Genomic DNA, 16725 nt, shown 5'->3' on the forward strand with positions numbered 1-16725 from the left:
CACGGCATGATCTTGAGCGAAATGGATATAAGGTGGTTTCGGAAGAGGTGACGATGAAAGTTAATGGCAGTAGGGTTCGCGCCGATATAGTCGCTCAAGATGCACATGGGAGTTATCACGTATTCGAGGTTAAGCATGGTTCTGGTGGACTAACTAAGAATCAAAAAGCCGCTGGAGTCTATGATGTGTCAAGTCCTGCCAACACCATAAAACAATCGCAAGGCACAGCAGGCACAGCAGGCACATTCAAAGTTGATACTAAAGGTAAACCTGGTAAATCCTTAGGCGGCAAAGGCGCCGTTCATAATGCTACGTTCAATGTATTGAAATATGGGTGATTTTATGAGTAAAGAAAATAGGGTTTATTTTGAGAGTGAGCTGCTAAAAGAGCTGAAGGGTCTTGAATGGCCTGGCTTGTCGATTAAGGCGGTAAAGGGAGGGGTTAAATTTCGCTGGGAAAAAAAATTAGTAGCTGAGCTTGATTTTCAGTATTTGGTAAATTCGAATGCATATGTCCTGAATGGCATAGTCTTCGGGGGGCCTATTTTTGACTGTTCTTCTGAGGTCAATCCTCCTTATAAAAGCAATTTGGGTAGTGCTGCGTGTTTCTCATTTACAACATCAGGAAGACAAGATAAAAAATTTGGCACAAGTATATATGGCACCATAAGTGTGCCTAAGCGAGAGGATGTTGGTGCGATATGTGCGCATATCCGGCGCGCGCTTGAAAGCCACTATATCCCCCTCATGGCAGGGTGCATACTGCCAAGCGCCCGGACTATTGATGATGTGCTGGCATCTCCGACTGACTATGCATATCCCGCGTTATTTATTCATTGTGCTGTTGCTTATAATTCAGAAATCATCACTAGCTCAAATCTTGAGAAGTTGAAGTTAAATAAAAAGATAATTAAGAATAAAGATTTTGATTTGGGGCTTTTGAGCAGCTTATAGTATTGTTGGTTGTACATTAGCTTAGGTGTTGACACTATTGAGAGTTGAGAGTGTCAGCTCGAGTATTTCCTGCATTCGGTTACCTAATCATTCCTTGCCAGGAATTCCCGGTCCGCATGCCGCAGGTGGAGTTCTCAGGACAACAATTCAACAAGAAAGAAAGGCTCTGCCGCCTGGTGCAATAACTGATTTGGGATTGTAATATGATTGATATTGACGAAGAGTGTAAAAAAATAGAAGGGTCAGAATTTTTTTATAATATGGGGGGTGACGGGGCTGACGATGGTCGATTGATATATATAAAGAATGTCCGCAAGGTTTTTGTAGAGCCTTCTGATGCTGAGTTTAAGGGGCGCTACGATGGTGTTGAGTGGCTGCCCACATCCCCAACTAAATCGGACCCTTTTTATAATATTCCTAAACCACCTTCTGATCTTGTTGCTATGCGGATGAAGGTAAATAAGGCGGTAATGGCTGCGACTAAAAATCTTGATAAAAATAAATTTTTGTGTGCGTCGCATGACTTTAGCCTTGCGGCAAGAAATGGAATCTGCTTCGCTTTTAGGCAATATGTCTCTGAAGAGTATTACGGACTTGGTGATCGATGGTCGACAATAATAAAATTGTATTACTGTGGTCGCTGGCCTGTTGGCTTCTGTAAGGATGAAATAGTCGTTATTTGATTTGCGATGGATGAGTTGAGTATCTCCGTTGTCGGCAGTTTGGTGAGGGATTTTTAGTTGGTGTAGTTATGTGCGCTTCGCTCTTTTACAATATGATTAGTTTGTGGTCAGGTGATCTAGTGCTCCGTTCATGTCGTCGACGACGCAATTCCCTGCCGCATCAATGCCTTGAGCCTGAACTGTAATTACCTCTGAGAAAACATCCACAGCGGCTAACGTGTGGTGGAGCAATGGACCAGCTATGGTGAGCCCTCAGCATCGGTCGGCTGCTGGCCAAGCTCAATGCCGATGCCCGTCAGGATTACGCCTACGCCTACGACGACGCTGATCGCCTGCCGACCGCGCAGGGCAAGCAACTCGGCGTCAGCGAAGAAACCCTCGAATTCTCCTACGACCTGCTCGGCCGCTTGATCCAGGAGACCACGGCGCAAGGCGCCTTGTCCTACGAATACGACCCACTGACCAACCTGACCACGCTGACATTGCCCACGGCCAACACCTCAATCACCTGTACTACGGCAGCGGCCACTTGCACCAACTCAACCTCGACGGCCAACTGATCAGCGACATTTAGCGCGACGACCTGCACCGCGAAGTCCTGCGCACCCAGGGCACGCTCACCAGCTGCTTCGGTGTCGACAGTGATTCGTGCAAGGTAATAGGAGTTTGGTAATGAGTGATTTGGATTTTACTTTGTGCAGCATACCGATGCTAATGTCTAGAAATAAAAGTTCCGAATATCAGAGACAGATAATTGTGCGGTATACAGTTTTAATGAGTTTCCTTAAGGTGCGAGGTCTGATTTTTAAGGAGCCATTTGATAGTGATGGTAATTTGAAGATGGATTTGGTTATAAAAAAATCAGATGCCACTTCTCAATGCCTCGAACTATTCAAGAAGGCAGTTCCGGCTTGGCACGCCTACGTGGATAAAGGCGGAGATGTTAATAATACAAGCAAGATTGAAAAGGCGTTGGCTAAAATTCCATGAGTTGTATCTAATTAAGTGGCTGGGAATTTGATCTCAGTCACTTCAGCTGCGTTGGCAACGACGCGATGGGCCGCAAGAGCTGGCAGTTCGCCTCGCGCCTGCCGGCGGAAAAACTCTCGCGCATCCACAACCCCGGCATCCAGCCTGCATCACCATGAAAATATGGAATCCACATGCTAAAGGTGAGGTGTAGTATGCCAATAGTATATAAGCCAAGTTTAAAATCTGTAGATGTCGATTATATTGAGGCGGAAATTGGTAGGGCGTTTCCAATTGAGTATAGAGAGTTTTTATGTAAGATGAATGGATTTTATTTGACGGCGCCTGATTACGCCCAGATACCGTTAAGCGCTGTTGATGAGGGAGTTATAAGTTTTGATCGGTTTTTTGGGCTTTTACCTGAAGAAGATTGCAATGATGTAATTTGTTTTAATAAGGAGTTTATTGAGGAGCTTGAGTTTCTCGACGAGGCTGTGGCTATCGGCGAGGATGGAGGAGGTAATCCCTACGTAATGGTTGGCAAACGTGGTGAACAAGGTATTTATTATTGGGATAGGACCCATCTTCATGAGTCTGATTTAAAGAATGATTTTGATATCCCGGAGCGGAACGATTGCGGCAACTTGTTTTTTGTCTCTGGGAGCTTTGTTGAGTTTTATGATTTGGTTGTTAAGTGTGTGGGTGGTGTGCCAATTTTTGTAGAGGATATTTAAAGCGAGCTGGCCGATTGTCGAATATCGACCTGGCGTTGGGATGAAGTCCATCCAGAACAAATGGCACTCTAATACTCTGGCGGAACATGTCCCTGTTAACTCAAAGGGACGACTATGCTAAAAATTGTGGAAAAAAATCATGTTTACAATTGCTTATAAAGGTGGTGGAAGCGGTTGTCCGGAGGGAGGGGTTTGCGGAGAGCTGGTTGGGTACAATTGGAACTCAAATGATTTTGAGGATGATAAATTTCCACCCGAGGGAGCGATTCTAGATTTTTACGCACAACATAAAACTGTTGAGGCGGACTTTTTTTATTTTGGTAGTGAATTTATTTGCTCTGGTGGTCTTTTAGCGTTGATTGAAAAATCTAACTGCGGGGTTGTGGATGTCAGGGAGGTTCGGCTTCGTCAGGAGAGTAAAATCTCACCAGTTTCATCAAAGAAGTACTTTTTGGTTCGTAGTCGAGAAATCCATAAAATTTTAGATATGGAGAAATCGAAATATGAATTGAGGCTTGATCCGGTTACGAAGAATCCAGAAGAAGATGCATTTCATTCTGGTAGAGTAATTTTTGACGTGATATCCGATTTTAGGATAAAAAAAGAAGTGTGTGATTTGGACTTTTTTATTGCTTCCGAAATGCTGAGGGGAGAGTATGTTTTTTCAGCTGGACTAGGGGAGGGGATTATTGGTCTTGATTTGAAGGGTGTGATGATAAAGCCGTTGTCAGAGTTGGAGTATGATGCGAGATTGGATTTTTAGGACGGAGAGGTTTTTTCTTTCTGTTACTACTTTTTGGTCGGGGGGGTGGGTGCAAATATTAAGCTGGGTTATTCGAGTTAAAATAATAGCTCATAAGTTTCTTGCAGTTTTTTTTGTGCAAGGGGCTGATCTCATTCGTATACCTATCTGCAGCGTTAGATCCTGTGGCGAAAAAATTTCATAGCAGTCTAAGTACATGTGGATGAGGTCATTATGATAACAGTAAAACAAATTATTCCTTCTCGTGGCGGTGCTGTTACTTCGGGTATCACGTTTGGGGGGCAGACAGCGGAGGTCGTAGTATGGCCGGTTAACCCTGATGGAGATCCTCTTACCCTAGTTGCTTCGATAGATTGCTCTAAAATTAAAGGCGACATAAAAAACAACAGCCTGCCAGGTGCAGGAGTTTTGTACGTCTTTTCGACTTATAGTAAGTCTGACTATTTTCTTGAGAATATAACGTACAGTGGAGATCCTTCAGAGTTAGAATCTATTTTGAGTGGATATACTCTAGTTGTGCGCAGTGAGGGCGGTGTGTTTCAAGCAAGCCCAGTAGATAGTATTCCAGAGGTGGCGACAGAGTTAAAAGACAGGAAAATAGAAGAGGAGGACTTTCCCGTTTTCTCTATGCTTTCAGATTCGGCCCCTCATGGAATGATCCTTCCTGAGACTTTAACTGTAGAATATGATTTTATCTGTCAGCTGTATTCATCAGATTTTTCAGAGCCTTTTAAAGATATTTTTTATCTCACCGATGCAGTTGGGTATTTGTTTTTGAAGAAAAATGGGAGCGGGGAAGGGATGTTTTTTGTTCAAACAGGTTGAGAAGCAAAGCGAGTTCGATGGTTGATGTCTAGGATGGCTATAGCCCGTGAAATCACTCTGAGTGCTTTTGCGTAGGGTTTTATTGTAGTGGGGTTTGCATTGAAAGTTGCGTCTGAAAAAAATTTCTATTCTGAGCAGTGCGGCGTAGTAAAGCTTTCAAAGTTGCATGTAATGAGGGTGATGTGAGGTCGTATGGCATCAGAGAAATTTTGGAAAGCATGCACACAATGCCAAGCGTTTAAATTTTACTACGAAAATAACGAATTTTAAGACTTTTTAAGTTGGCTAGTTTGTCCGCTCTTTAAGAATCTAGATTAATCCGGATAGCAAATTTCCTAGTGGCGGGGGCGCAGAATACACGCCAAGAACATGCAGCCCCCAGCCAGTCCCTGGCACCGACGACAAAGGCCAGACCACGCGCCTGCTACGCACCGCCCGGGGCCTGCCGAGCAGCCGCCAGGACGCCAAGAGCCAGCGCATTCGCTACGAGTACGACCCGGCGATTCGCCTGACTGCAACCTAATGGAACGCATGTCTTAGGCGTAAAACGTGACACCGCGTACGGCAGTAGACCTTATTGAGAACTAGCTGAGGGAGAGTGGCTTGAGATGACTACTGAATCTATAAAAGAGCTATCGATTTTAATCCATGAAGAAAATTTCTTTGAAGTGGTTGTTTTGGCTGTGAAAGACTGGGACGAGGCGTTAGACCAAAGAGATAGGGGGGAGTTTGATGCGTTGTGGGTTGAAAGTAATGAGTATTTGAAGAAACTAGACTATAAAATCCCTACTGATGAAATGGAAATTTCAGCGTTAAGAGAGTTTTCTTTCAAGAAAGTGTTCCGTCTAACGCAAAATTCCGAAGCCGCAAGCTATGTGTCTGATGATATCGGAATGATTGGGGAGGCCATAGCAAAAGGATATGTGAGTGAATGGGTAGCGAAGTTACTTGATTTGTACCGCAAAGGTGAATTTCCCTGTTAGCTTTTGGCGATACGGATCGGCTGCTGAAAATCAACCGGTTAACAACAAACTGGAAATGTCTAAGAAAAAATCTAATTCACTCACGACCTGATAGGCCACCAGATACAGGGGCGGGACGTGAGGTGAATTTTGCTACTGAATAGTTTCGTTAGAGTAAAGTCGCAACCAACTCAACCTCGACGGCCAGCTCAACAGCGACATCGAGCGCGACGACCTGCACCGTGAAGTCCTGCGCACCCAGGGCGCGCTCACCAGCTGCTTCGGCTACGGCGCAATGGGCCGCAAGAGCTGGCAGTTCGCCTCGCGCCTGCCGGTGGGAAAACTCTAGCGCATCCACAACCCCCAGCATCCAGCCCGATCCACCGCCGTCACCAGTACGATCCGCCGGCGAACTGACCCGCACTACCATCCAGATGGCAAGGGTGGACGAAATAAATGGGGCGGTGGTACTGCCTGTCGATAATAACGAGAGTTTTTATGAAAGAATATAAAGGTTTTACTGATCTTATTCTGAATCTAGAATATCTACCTGCTGTTGGGTGGATCTTCGTCGACTCTACAGTTGATAGAGCATCGAAGGATGCTGTGAATTCTGCCGTTTTTTATGTGGCAGAAAATGATTTGGAGGAAATTGCGTGCGAGAATTCTAAGCGTACGTTTGTCGAATGTCCTTCTATGTTGGATATTAAGGCTGTCGCGGATCGAAGCAAAATAAAGCCTGATGTAAAGACATATTTGGAAGCGACACTTTACTATCTTGAGAATGATGATTTTCAAGGATAGTTGGTCGTTGAGTTTGTGATCTGTTAGTTTTACAGGTTTTTGCGCGCTTTGCTATGACGGTTTTTAACTACTAAGAATGGTTGAAAGGGTCATGGGGCTGAAGGGTGTGCATAAGTTGTATTGAAGGGTGGTTTTGGGCGGAGGTAGATGGTTTCAAGCTGGCAGTTCGCTTCACGCCTGCCGGCGGAAAAACTCTCGCGCACCCACAACCCCGGCATCCAGCCCGACCTGCTGGTGGAGCACGCCTACAACCCGATCCCAGAAAATGCGTTAAGGAGGTTTTATGAGGGGCGACGAAAAATTTGTAGCTGCAATATTTGATGAGCTTTTTAAAAAAAATATTGAACAATACAAAGAATCTTTAAGTAAGCCGGTTAATAACGATGGTGATCCTTATGCAAAGGCTCGAAACGCTTTGGCTAAGTTAGGCGATGATGAACGGTCTGATGTTTTCAATTTTTTTAGGGTCATTGTCGCAGACAGCGCCTCTGTAGTATTTGGAACATTGGATGGTGTTCATTTTCCCGACGGTATAAATGGAGATTTTCTCGTTACTTGTGATGGGGAGGAGATTCAAGGTGATCTCCTTGATATTTTCATTGAAAAGGCTCAGTCGGAAAATGGTTACCGCTAGCTCTATAAGGCAAATATTAGGGGTTCGAGTAGCGGTCGCCACATTTAGTTAGGGGCCAGTCTTTTCCTTCGGTTTAGTTGTTCGTGGGGCTGGTCAACGTTTTTTATTAATGCCTATAATCGCATCGGCTATTTAATCAGCGGTATCATTTGTCGTTCTATTGGAAGGAAAGATCACTGGATTTCGGGAGTTGAGATATGAGCTATATAGATTCGATTGACGCTGAGATTCATGCATCTGGTGAAGATCCGGCTTATGCGGGGGGCGCTAGCGATGCCTTGATAGCTGAATTTGAAAAAGAATTAAGTGTTGGATTTCCGAATTCATATAAGCAATTTCTGAAAAAATTTGGAGCTTTATCATTTGCTGGAGAAACATACTATGGGATCACAAAAAGCGGGCTGGCCGCTACCGCGATTCCCAGTGTTTTATTTGCTACAAAAACCGCGCGATCTCTTGGTGATGCTGATAGTTCTATGATTGTCATTAAGGCTTCAGGGTATGGTCCTATATATTCAATCGATACTTCTAAGCTTGGAGAGACGGGCGAGCCTGTAGTGGTGGAGACGGAGCTCTCCTTTAAAAGGGATGGTCAAAAAGGCGTGATTTTCAAAAGTTTTGAGGATTTTTTTTGTGAATCTATTAGGCAGTCTATTAAGGAACTGTAGGGCTGTTGTTTGCGAATAACGTGTAGATTTCGGGAGTGGCCGTAAAGGGTTTTGCTTCGGGTCAATGAGACATCAGGCAGGAGTTGATCGAGACTTGCTTGGCGTAGGGTTGGAACGCTTCGCCGAATTCAGGTTCGACGATCTGCACCGCGAAGTCCTGCGCACCCAGGGCACGCTCACCAGCTGCTTCGGCTACGACGCGATGGGCCGCAAGAGCTGGCAGTTCGCCTCGCGCCTGCCGGCGGAAAAACTCTCGCGTATCCACAACCCCGGCATCCAGCCCGACCTGCTGGTCGAGCACGCCTACAACCCGATCCACCGCCGTCACCAATACGACCCGGCCGGCGAACTGACCCGCACCCTCGACAAACTGCGCGGCGAGATCAAGTACCAATACGAAGCCAACGGCCAGTTGCATAGCCGCGACACCGGCCAGCTGATCGACAGCGAAGAATTCCGCAACGACGCCGCGGCGAACCGGCTGAACTTCAACACCAGCCAGTTTGACCACGTCAAGGACAACCGCCTCAAGCGCTGGCGGGATCAGGAGTATGCCTACGATGCGTGGGGCAACCTGATTGAAGCAGCGGCATGGGCAAGCTGCAGACGCTTCGTTATAACTGTGAGAATCGGCTGGTCCGGGCTGAGACGTTGGTCAACGGCAAGCTGAAAAGTGGCGGGATTTATGATTACGACAGCTATGGACGACGTGCCAACAATCCGTGAAGTCGCGTTTTTGCCGGCGACTCAATCATTAACCTGGAGAGAAAGATTGTCACTCCGGTTAGAACGATTATTTCTTTCAGCTATTTATATAGATGCAATCTGCATATCCATAACCGATTAATCCGCGTCATGGTCTTTACCTTGTCCGTGATCGAATCCGATTGTTCGTCACAGCAGAAACAATCGTCCTGCCTGCCTCGTTAAGCCTGCCCCGACATCGACTTTGGCTGTTCGATCGTCAGCTTGTTGCGCTCGGCCGATTCCCTAGAATCGGCCTCCATCAGCTTCGCCCAACTATCCAGTCCTTCAGGGAGCAACACCATGATGAATGCCATGCAGATGCAAATGCCGATGAACGCCACCATGCCAATGATGCCGATGATGGGCATGCCGATGATGATGGCGACCATGTCCTGCGACATGATGGACGACGGCATGATGTGCAAGATGATGCCGGCCGCTGGCATGGACATGGCCATGTTCAAGAACAGCGCTGAAATGATGCAGATGATGATGAACTGCGGCATGCCGATGATGATGCACTGCGGCAACATGAGCATGATGTGCATGTCCCAGGCGAGCATGGCCATGCCGATGATGAACATGATGATGCCAATGCCGATGATGGGCATGCCGATGCCGTCGATGAAGTGCGTGATGGAATGCACCATGATGGCTGACGGCATGATGTGCAAAATCATGCCGATGGCCGGCATGAACATGGACATGATGAAAAGCTGCTGCGCGCTGATGATGAAAATGATGAACGACTGCGGCATGCCGATGATGATGAGCTGCAATGGCATGCCGTTGATGTGCTGCACCTGCTGATCCCTGCACTGTTCCTGTAACTGTAGGAGCGAGCTTGCTCGCGATGGACGTCAACGATGACGCGGGTTTTCTGAAAAAACGCGTCAGCCTTGAGTCCATCGCGAGCAAGGTCGTTTCAGTCCAAGCGTTCCGGGTAGGTCACTACAAGATAAGCCACCGCTTCACTGTCGGCGGGGTTGCGATAGCGGTGGGGCTGGTCGGCATAAAACAGGATCGAGTCCCCCGTGGACAGCAGGTAACGCTCGTCGTTGACGCTGATTTCCAGCACACCCTGCGCCACCACCAGATTTTCCTGGACGCCTGGGCCATGGCCCTGCGAGTGGTCCTCTCCCAACGGGCTCAGGCGCAGCTCGTAGAATTCCGATTGGCGCGCCACGTCAAAGGGGAACAGGGCGCGGCTGACAAAAGCGCCGTTGGCACTGACCAGGCGTTTGCTCTGGCTCGCCGACAGCACGGCCACACCTTCGAAGGCCCGATGCTCCAGAAACGCAGCCACCGATACCTTCAAGCCTTTGGCAATTTTGCACAGCACCTTGATGGACGGCACGCTGCGCCCCGATTCGATCTGCGCCAGCATGGCACGGCTCACGCTGCACTGTCGGGCCAGGGCATCGAGGGACAGATGGCGCTTGCCCCGCAGGCGCAGCAGGTTTTGTGCTACCCGTTCGCAGATCGGGTCCTCTTCAGGGGCATCCGGATTGTTCAGGTCCAGCACAGGCTCGTCCGCGCTTATCAGAAAGCGCGAGGGTTCGTGCGCGTTCACGCCTGACGTGTCTCGGCAGACCGAGACGCCTGAACCCACTGGAATGCCTGTAATCCGGCGTTGCGTGCGTACATCTCCCACATGGCCCGTGCCCGTTGCTGAGCTTGTTTGCGTTTGCGGTAGCTGGCGAAATCGATGAGGTTGTCAGTCGGATTCATGGGGCACTTCACTGTGGTGATGAATGACGGGATGACTGGAGGGTACGCTTCTACTTTTATAACGATAAATACTTAATTTTTATTTATTAATTCCTTTTTGATCTTTATGTGGGCGGTTTCTGGTGTCTGGTGAAGTGTCAACGCAATGCCTGTAGGGGCCGGGCTTGCTGGCGATGGACTCAAGCGTGCTGGGTTCATCCTGTTCACCCGCGTTATCGTTAACGACCATCGCTGGCAAGCCAGCTCCCATAGGGGACCATGTCCACGCTGAAATTACTGTAGGAGCCAGCTTGCTGGCGATGGACTCAAGCGTGCTGGGTTCATCCTGTTCACCCGCGTTATCGTTAACGACCATCGCTGGCAAGCCAGCTCCCACAGGGGGCCATGCCCACGCTGAAACTGTAGGAGCCAGCTTGCTGGCGATGGACTCCAGTGCGTCGCGTTTAACCAGGTCATACGCGTTATCGTTAACGACCATCGCTGGCAAGCCAGCTCCCACAGGGGACCATGCCCACGCTGAAACTGTAGGAGCCAGTCTGCTGGCGATGGACTACAGTGCGCCGCGTTTATACAGGTCACACGCGTTATCGTTGACGACCATCGCTGGCAAGCCAGCTCCCACAAGGGAACGTGCCCACGCAGAAAATGAAGTGACCTCCAAGCCAGTGAAAGCCTTCAAAAAAACATGAAAAAACCCGGCTGATCAGGCCGGGTTTTTTGTTGGGCGTTGTGGTGCGGTGATTAGTTATGCCGCACGATTCTGGATCAGACGATCCGAGCCACCTTCGGCAACGCGGTTCTGCAGCAGTTTGTCGGAGCCACCTTCAGCCACGCGATTCTGCAGCAGTTTGTCAGAGCCACCTTCAGCGACGCGGTTCTGCAGCAGTTTGTCGGAGCCACCTTCAGCGACGCGGTTCTGCAGCAGTTTGTCAGAGCCACCTTCAGCGACGCGGTTCTGCAGCAGTTTGTCGGAACCACCTTCAGCCACGCGGTTCTCCATCAACTTGTCGGAACCATCGGCGGCGACGCGGTTTTCGATCAGGCGATCGGAACCACCTTCAGCCACACGGCTTTCAATCAGACGATCCGAGCCGCCTTCAGCGACCACAGGTTGAGCAGAGTTTGCGGCAAAAGCGTTAACTGCGAAAACCGAGAAAGCGATGCTGAGGAGGGTCTGGCGTTTCATGATCGTGTGCTCCGGGGTGCTTATGGGTTGGTATGGAGCAGATGTTACGCCGTGGATTTTTTATGAGAACTTCATTGAGTTGATGATGACTATTGATGCAGTCAATGGATGATTCGGTGCTCCCACAGGTTTTTGCAGTGGCCACAGGGGGGTGGGTGTCAGCGGGAAATGAGCCCATGATCGATGGCGTATTTGACCAGCGCCGCCGGTTTGTCGATGTTGAGCTTGCGCCGGATGCTCAAGCGGTGTGTCTCCACCGTGCGCACGCTGATGTCCAGTTCCCGGGCCATTTCCTTGTTGTTCAGCCCTTGCGCCATCTTCGACAGTACCTGGCTTTCCCTCGGGGTCAGTTCGTTGTCGGTGTTCCTGTCGGCGATCAGCCGCTGGGCGATGTCGGCGCTGTAGAAGGTGCCGCCGCTGGTGATGGCTTCGATGGCGGCGATGATTTCCCGTGACGGGGCGTTTTTCAGCACGTAGCCGCTGGCGCCGGAGCGCACCGATTCACTGACGTATTCGTAATTGTCGTACATGCTCAGCACCAGCACCTTGAGCGACGGGTACTGGTTGCGCAGCACGCGGGTCAGTTCCAGGCCGTTCATGTCCGGCAGGCTGATGTCGACCAGCAGCAGGTCCGGCTGGCAGCGCCCGACCATGTCGATGGCGTCGGCACCGTTTTCCGCTTCGCCGACCACTTCCAGGGGCGACATCACGGCCAGCAGCGCCTTGATGCCGTCGCGCACCAGGGAGTGATCGTCGACCAGGGCGATGCGGATCGGGGAGGGCAGGTTCATCGCAGCTATTCACTCTTGTAGTGGTGGGGCCGGCTCAGCGTTTTGCGCCAGGTTTCATCGGCAGTCGTACGTCCAGCTCGCTTCTGCCCGGCATCGAGATCAAGTCGAAGCGCCCGCCATAATGTTCGACGCGTTCGCGGATGTTACGCAAGCCAATGCCGGCCTGACGACGTTCGACCTGGGCGACGTTGAAACCGATGCCGTCATCGACCAGCGTCAGCCGCACGGACTCGTCGCAGCCGCGCAGTGTAATGGACACGTGCTTCGCCTGGGCGTGGCGTTCGATATTGGTCAGGCCTTCCTGGACGATGCGAAACAGCGACACCGCCGCGCCGTCGACCAGTTGGCAGTCGAATTCATTTTCGTTGTAGGTCACGGTCAGCCCGCTGCGCTGCTCGAACTCTGCCGCCAACTGGCCGATGGCCGCCGGCAGGCCGAGGGTGTCGAGCAAGGATGAGCGCAGGTCATGGGAGAGGCTGCGGACTTCACCGATGGCATCGCCCAGGCGTTCGGTGGCGTCCTTCAGGGTGTTCAGGCCCTTGTCCCGGGCTTGTCCGCTTTCCAGCAGATGGCTGGCCAGTTCGAACTGGAACTTGATCGAGACCAACACCTGGCTGACGCCGTCGTGCAACTCGCGGGACACCCGGGATCGTTCCTCTTCCTGCAGGCTGACGATGCGTTGGGTCAGGCGCTGCAGTTTCTTGTCCGCCAGGCGATGCTCGCTGACGTTGAGGGTCATGCCGGTGGCGAAGACGAACAGCACCGCGACCAGTGCGACCACGGCAATCGCCATCATGGTCTTGCGGATGCCCATGGCCACTTCGGCACGGGCCTGCTGGGTGGCGCGCTCGACGTCTTCGAGGTAGATGCCGGTGCCGAGCATCCAGCCCCAGCGGTCGAGCATCACCACGTAGGCGAGCTTGTCGGTCACCTGGCCGGAGGAGGGCTTGTTCCAGGCGTAGCGCTGGAAGCCTTCGCCCGATTGCGCGCTTTTCAGCAACGCCTGAATCACCGGCAGGCCGTGGGGATCCTTCATGTCCCACAGGTACTGGCCCACCAGGTCCGACTGGCGCGCATGCATCAGGCTGCGGCCTTCGTGGTCGTAGACGAAGAAGTAGCCGTTGATGCCGAAGCTGAGCTTGCGCAGTTCTTCCAGCACTTGCTGCTGGGCGCGGGCGTCGCCATGGCCGTCGTCGTACAGCGGGGCGATCAGGCTCTGGGCCATTTCCACGTAGTTTTTCAGTTCCGCGCGTTTGCTCGCCAGAATGCTGTCTTCGATCAGTTGCGCCTGTTGATCGCCCAATTGGCGGTTGAGGGAAATCACCAGCGCGCAGATGACGGCAATGGCCAGCACCAGCGGCAGAATCCCGAGGGCGACGATCTTGTGTTTGAGCTGCATCTCTACTCCTGTCCCCGCGCTTGCGTCCGACCGAGGGACGGCGGGGCCGGCATCATATGCCAAAGATACGCTTCTGTAGGAGCTGCCGCAGGCTGCGATCTTTTGATCTTGATACCCAAAAAAGTCAAAAGATCGCAGCCTTCGGCAGCTCCTACAGGGGTGGTGTTGCGGCTATGCAGGTGGCGTCTACGTAGTACTACGTAGACGCCACGTACGTAGTAACGCGGATTTATTTGTGGACGGCATGCGCAGATATTGGGCCAGCTCCGCTCCGCGGACACAATTATAAAAATTACCGCCGCAGTCACTGGCTGTCGGCAGGAGACACGCTATGCCCCGTCTGGCTAAACACCTCGCCTGGTTTGCCGTGGCTGTCCTGGGAGCGATTGCGCTGAGTGTCGTGGCCCTGCGCCGCGGCGAAGCGATCAACGCCCTGTGGATCGTAGTCGCAGCCGTCGCCATCTACCTCGTTGCCTACCGCTACTACAGCCTGTTCATCGCCAACAAAGTGATGCAGCTCGATCCCGCTCGGGCCACGCCGGCTGTGCTCAATAACGATGGTCTGGACTATGTGCCGACCAACAAACACGTGCTGTTCGGTCACCACTTCGCGGCCATTGCCGGTGCAGGTCCGCTGGTCGGGCCGGTACTGGCGGCGCAGATGGGCTACCTGCCCGGCACCCTGTGGCTGATCGCCGGCGTGGTGCTGGCCGGTGCGGTGCAGGACTTCATGGTCCTGTTCATGTCCACCCGCCGCAACGGCCGTTCCCTGGGCGACATGGTCCGTGAAGAGATGGGCCGCATCCCCGGCACCATCGCGCTGTTCGGCTGCTTCCTGATCATGATCATCATCCTCGCGGTGCTGGCGCTGATCGTGGTCAAGGCCCTGGCCGAGAGCCCTTGGGGCATTTTCACGGTGATGGCGACCATCCCGATCGCGATGTTCATGGGCATCTACATGCGCTACATCCGCCCGGGCCGCATCGGTGAGATCTCGGTGATCGGCGTGCTGTTGCTGCTCGGTTCGATCTGGCTCGGCGGGCAGATTGCCGCGGATCCGGTGTGGGCCAAGGCCTTTACCTTTACCGGTATCCAGATCACCTGGATGCTGATCGGCTACGGTTTCGTTGCCGCGGTGTTGCCGGTGTGGCTGATCCTGGCACCCCGTGACTACCTGTCGACCTTCCTGAAAATCGGCACCATCGTCGCCCTGGCCATCGGCATCCTGGTAACCATGCCCGAGCTGAAAATGCCGGCCCTGACCCAGTTCATCGACGGCACCGGCCCGGTCTGGAAGGGCGGTCTGTTCCCGTTCCTGTTCATCACCATCGCCTGTGGCGCGGTCTCGGGTTTCCATGCGCTGATCGCTTCCGGCACCACGCCGAAGCTGCTCGCCAATGAGGGGCATGCCCGTTACATCGGTTACGGCGGCATGCTGATGGAATCCTTCGTGGCGATCATGGCGATGGTCGCGGCGTCGGTGATCGATCCGGGTGTGTACTTCGCCATGAACAGCCCGGCGGCCGTAGTGGGCGCCGATGCGGTGGCCGTTGCGCAAACCGTCAGCAGCTGGGGCTTTGCGATCACGCCGGAAGCGTTGCAAGCGGTGGCCCACGACATTGGTGAAACCACTATCCTGGCCCGTGCCGGCGGTGCGCCGACCCTGGCGGTGGGGATCGCGCAGATCCTGCACCAGCTGTTGCCGGGCGAGAACACCATGGCGTTCTGGTACCACTTCGCGATCCTGTTCGAAGCGCTGTTCATCCTGACCGCAGTCGACGCCGGTACCCGTGCCGGGCGCTTCATGCTTCAGGATCTGCTCGGTTCGTTCGTGCCGGCCCTGCGCCGCACCGAGTCCTGGACCGCCAACCTGATCGCCACCGCCGGTTGCGTGGCCATGTGGGGTTATCTGCTGTACCAGGGCGTGATCGACCCGCTGGGCGGCATCAACACCTTGTGGCCGCTGTTCGGCATCTCCAACCAGATGCTGGCCGGTATCGCGCTGATGCTCGGCACCGTGGTGCTGATCAAGATGAAGCGTCAGCGTTATGCCTGGGTCACCTTGCTGCCGGCTGTGTGGCTGCTGATCTGCACCACCACCGCCGGCTTCATCAAGCTGTTCGATGCCAACCCGGCGATCGGCTTCCTCGCCCTGGCGAAGAAGTACAGCGATGCCCTGGCCAATGGTCAGGTGCTGGCCCCGGCCAAGAGCATCGAGCAGATGCAGCACGTGATCTTCAACGCCTACACCAACGCCACGCTGACCGCGCTGTTCCTGTGCGTGGTGTTCAGCATCCTGTTCTTCGCACTCAAGGTCGGTATCGCCGCCTGGGGCAGCAAGGAGCGTACGGATAAAGAAGCGCCATTCCAGGCGCTGCCGAATGCATAGGCGAGGAGGGCAGCATGTTCAATGACCTGAGTCGCCTGGGCAAATACCTCGGTCAGGCCGCGCGCCTGATGGTCGGCATGCCCGACTACGACAACTACGTCGAGCACATGCAGACCAAGCACCCGGACAAACCGGTGATGGACTACGAGGCGTTCTTCCGCGAGCGCCAGGAAGCCCGTTACGGCAGTAAAGCCGGACCCAAGTGCTGTTGAGTGAACAATAAAAAACCGGCTGAAAGGCCGGTTTTTTATTGCCTGCAGCAAAGCCCCGGGTGATGGAGGCCGCGCGGCGATCCGAATCGTCGCCGCCCCTGTTGTCCCGGGTCAGTCATGGGGCCTTGTCATTCTTTCGCCCGTGAGGCTGATGATCCGGCTTGGCGATCTTCAGCGCCCGGTCGGCGACCTTGGCGTTATGCACCAGGCGAGCGAGCACGGCGACAACGATGATCGCCAGCAATACCCAGATGACAATGGCTTTGAGGTACAT

At 52.5% G+C, this 16725-nt stretch carries 21 protein-coding genes and 2 pseudogenes; 16 read left to right on the forward strand and 7 right to left on the reverse strand.

The window, feature by feature from the left end:
* Positions 1 to 53 precede the first annotated feature (53 nt).
* The 9 genes and pseudogenes from C9422_RS32580 to C9422_RS18400 all read left to right on the forward strand — a co-directional run bounded on the left by C9422_RS32580 (position 54) and on the right by C9422_RS18400 (position 5911).
* On the forward strand, positions 54 to 338 hold the full coding sequence (locus C9422_RS32580) for a hypothetical protein (RefSeq protein ID WP_256589994.1): 285 nt from the start codon (positions 54 to 56) through the stop codon (positions 336 to 338).
* A 4-nt stretch (positions 339 to 342) separates the two neighbouring features.
* The gene (locus C9422_RS18360; RefSeq protein WP_116581766.1) at positions 343 to 954 is read left to right on the forward strand and encodes a hypothetical protein; all 612 of its coding nucleotides are present in this window, start codon (positions 343 to 345) and stop codon (positions 952 to 954) included.
* 203 nt (positions 955 to 1157) lie between these two features.
* Positions 1158 to 1637, forward strand: coding sequence for a hypothetical protein (locus C9422_RS18365; RefSeq protein ID WP_256589983.1), 480 nt, complete (start codon positions 1158 to 1160; stop codon positions 1635 to 1637).
* A gap of 257 nt (positions 1638 to 1894) precedes the next feature.
* A pseudogene (locus C9422_RS18370) lies at positions 1895 to 2280 on the forward strand (type IV secretion protein Rhs); the annotation flags it as partial.
* Between the two features lie 29 nt (positions 2281 to 2309).
* The gene (locus C9422_RS18375; RefSeq protein ID WP_116581648.1) at positions 2310 to 2627 is read left to right on the forward strand and encodes a hypothetical protein; all 318 of its coding nucleotides are present in this window, start codon (positions 2310 to 2312) and stop codon (positions 2625 to 2627) included.
* Between the two features lie 194 nt (positions 2628 to 2821).
* Positions 2822 to 3340: an SMI1/KNR4 family protein gene (locus C9422_RS18380; RefSeq protein WP_116581768.1), complete on the forward strand. Its 519-nt coding sequence runs from the start codon at positions 2822 to 2824 to the stop codon at positions 3338 to 3340.
* Positions 3341 to 3479: 139 nt separating this feature from the next.
* Positions 3480 to 4103: a hypothetical protein gene (locus tag C9422_RS18385; RefSeq protein ID WP_116581649.1), complete on the forward strand. Its 624-nt coding sequence runs from the start codon at positions 3480 to 3482 to the stop codon at positions 4101 to 4103.
* Between the two features lie 213 nt (positions 4104 to 4316).
* A complete protein-coding gene (locus tag C9422_RS18390; RefSeq protein ID WP_116581650.1) occupies positions 4317 to 4928 on the forward strand; it encodes a DUF1963 domain-containing protein in 612 nt (203 codons plus the stop codon).
* Between the two features lie 608 nt (positions 4929 to 5536).
* Positions 5537 to 5911, forward strand: coding sequence for a hypothetical protein (locus C9422_RS18400; RefSeq protein ID WP_116581651.1), 375 nt, complete (start codon positions 5537 to 5539; stop codon positions 5909 to 5911).
* Positions 5912 to 6059: 148 nt separating this feature from the next.
* Here C9422_RS18400 and C9422_RS32255 read toward each other — a convergent pair whose 3' ends face one another.
* The gene (locus tag C9422_RS32255; RefSeq protein ID WP_165824791.1) at positions 6060 to 6260 is read right to left on the reverse strand and encodes a hypothetical protein; all 201 of its coding nucleotides are present in this window, start codon (positions 6258 to 6260) and stop codon (positions 6060 to 6062) included.
* A gap of 128 nt (positions 6261 to 6388) precedes the next feature.
* Here C9422_RS32255 and C9422_RS18410 point away from each other — a divergent pair, with 128 nt between their 5' ends.
* The 5 genes and pseudogenes from C9422_RS18410 (at position 6389) to C9422_RS18430 (ending at position 9553) form a co-directional block, all read left to right on the forward strand.
* Positions 6389 to 6694 carry a hypothetical protein gene (locus tag C9422_RS18410; RefSeq protein ID WP_116581652.1) on the forward strand — a complete coding sequence of 102 codons (306 nt, stop codon included), beginning with the start codon at positions 6389 to 6391 and terminating at the stop codon, positions 6692 to 6694.
* 283 nt (positions 6695 to 6977) lie between these two features.
* A complete protein-coding gene (locus tag C9422_RS18415) occupies positions 6978 to 7328 on the forward strand; it encodes a hypothetical protein (protein ID WP_116581653.1) in 351 nt (116 codons plus the stop codon).
* 197 nt (positions 7329 to 7525) lie between these two features.
* Positions 7526 to 7996: an SMI1/KNR4 family protein gene (locus C9422_RS18420; protein WP_116581654.1), complete on the forward strand. Its 471-nt coding sequence runs from the start codon at positions 7526 to 7528 to the stop codon at positions 7994 to 7996.
* Between the two features lie 133 nt (positions 7997 to 8129).
* A pseudogene (locus tag C9422_RS18425) lies at positions 8130 to 8707 on the forward strand (RHS repeat domain-containing protein); the annotation flags it as partial.
* 336 nt (positions 8708 to 9043) lie between these two features.
* The gene (locus tag C9422_RS18430; RefSeq protein WP_165824792.1) at positions 9044 to 9553 is read left to right on the forward strand and encodes a hypothetical protein; all 510 of its coding nucleotides are present in this window, start codon (positions 9044 to 9046) and stop codon (positions 9551 to 9553) included.
* Between the two features lie 115 nt (positions 9554 to 9668).
* Here the strand turns inward: C9422_RS18430 and C9422_RS18435 are convergent, their stop codons facing one another.
* From C9422_RS18435 to C9422_RS18455, 5 genes are all read right to left on the reverse strand, one after another.
* Positions 9669 to 10259: a helix-turn-helix domain-containing protein gene (locus C9422_RS18435; protein ID WP_165824802.1), complete on the reverse strand. Its 591-nt coding sequence runs from the start codon at positions 10257 to 10259 to the stop codon at positions 9669 to 9671.
* A 53-nt stretch (positions 10260 to 10312) separates the two neighbouring features.
* Positions 10313 to 10474, reverse strand: coding sequence for a hypothetical protein (locus C9422_RS32260; RefSeq protein WP_165824793.1), 162 nt, complete (start codon positions 10472 to 10474; stop codon positions 10313 to 10315).
* 745 nt (positions 10475 to 11219) lie between these two features.
* Positions 11220 to 11660 carry a phage infection protein gene (locus tag C9422_RS18445; protein ID WP_116581657.1) on the reverse strand — a complete coding sequence of 147 codons (441 nt, stop codon included), beginning with the start codon at positions 11658 to 11660 and terminating at the stop codon, positions 11220 to 11222.
* Between the two features lie 158 nt (positions 11661 to 11818).
* Entirely contained in the window at positions 11819 to 12451 is a 633-nt protein-coding gene (locus tag C9422_RS18450) for a response regulator transcription factor (protein WP_116581658.1), read from the reverse strand.
* A gap of 34 nt (positions 12452 to 12485) precedes the next feature.
* Positions 12486 to 13850 carry a cache domain-containing protein gene (locus C9422_RS18455; protein WP_116581659.1) on the reverse strand — a complete coding sequence of 455 codons (1365 nt, stop codon included), beginning with the start codon at positions 13848 to 13850 and terminating at the stop codon, positions 12486 to 12488.
* A gap of 331 nt (positions 13851 to 14181) precedes the next feature.
* Between C9422_RS18455 and C9422_RS18460 the strand changes: the two genes are divergently transcribed.
* Positions 14182 to 16239, forward strand: a complete 2058-nt coding sequence (locus C9422_RS18460; protein WP_104447622.1) for a carbon starvation CstA family protein — start codon at positions 14182 to 14184, stop codon at positions 16237 to 16239.
* A 14-nt stretch (positions 16240 to 16253) separates the two neighbouring features.
* Complete coding sequence (locus C9422_RS18465) at positions 16254 to 16451, forward strand: YbdD/YjiX family protein (protein ID WP_007976534.1); 198 nt, start codon at positions 16254 to 16256, stop codon at positions 16449 to 16451.
* Between the two features lie 115 nt (positions 16452 to 16566).
* Here the strand turns inward: C9422_RS18465 and C9422_RS32265 are convergent, their stop codons facing one another.
* Complete coding sequence (locus C9422_RS32265) at positions 16567 to 16725, reverse strand: hypothetical protein (protein ID WP_165824794.1); 159 nt, start codon at positions 16723 to 16725, stop codon at positions 16567 to 16569.

This window comes from Pseudomonas sp. B1(2018) (genome assembly GCF_003097365.1).
Classification (GTDB): domain Bacteria; phylum Pseudomonadota; class Gammaproteobacteria; order Pseudomonadales; family Pseudomonadaceae; genus Aquipseudomonas; species Aquipseudomonas laurylsulfatiphila.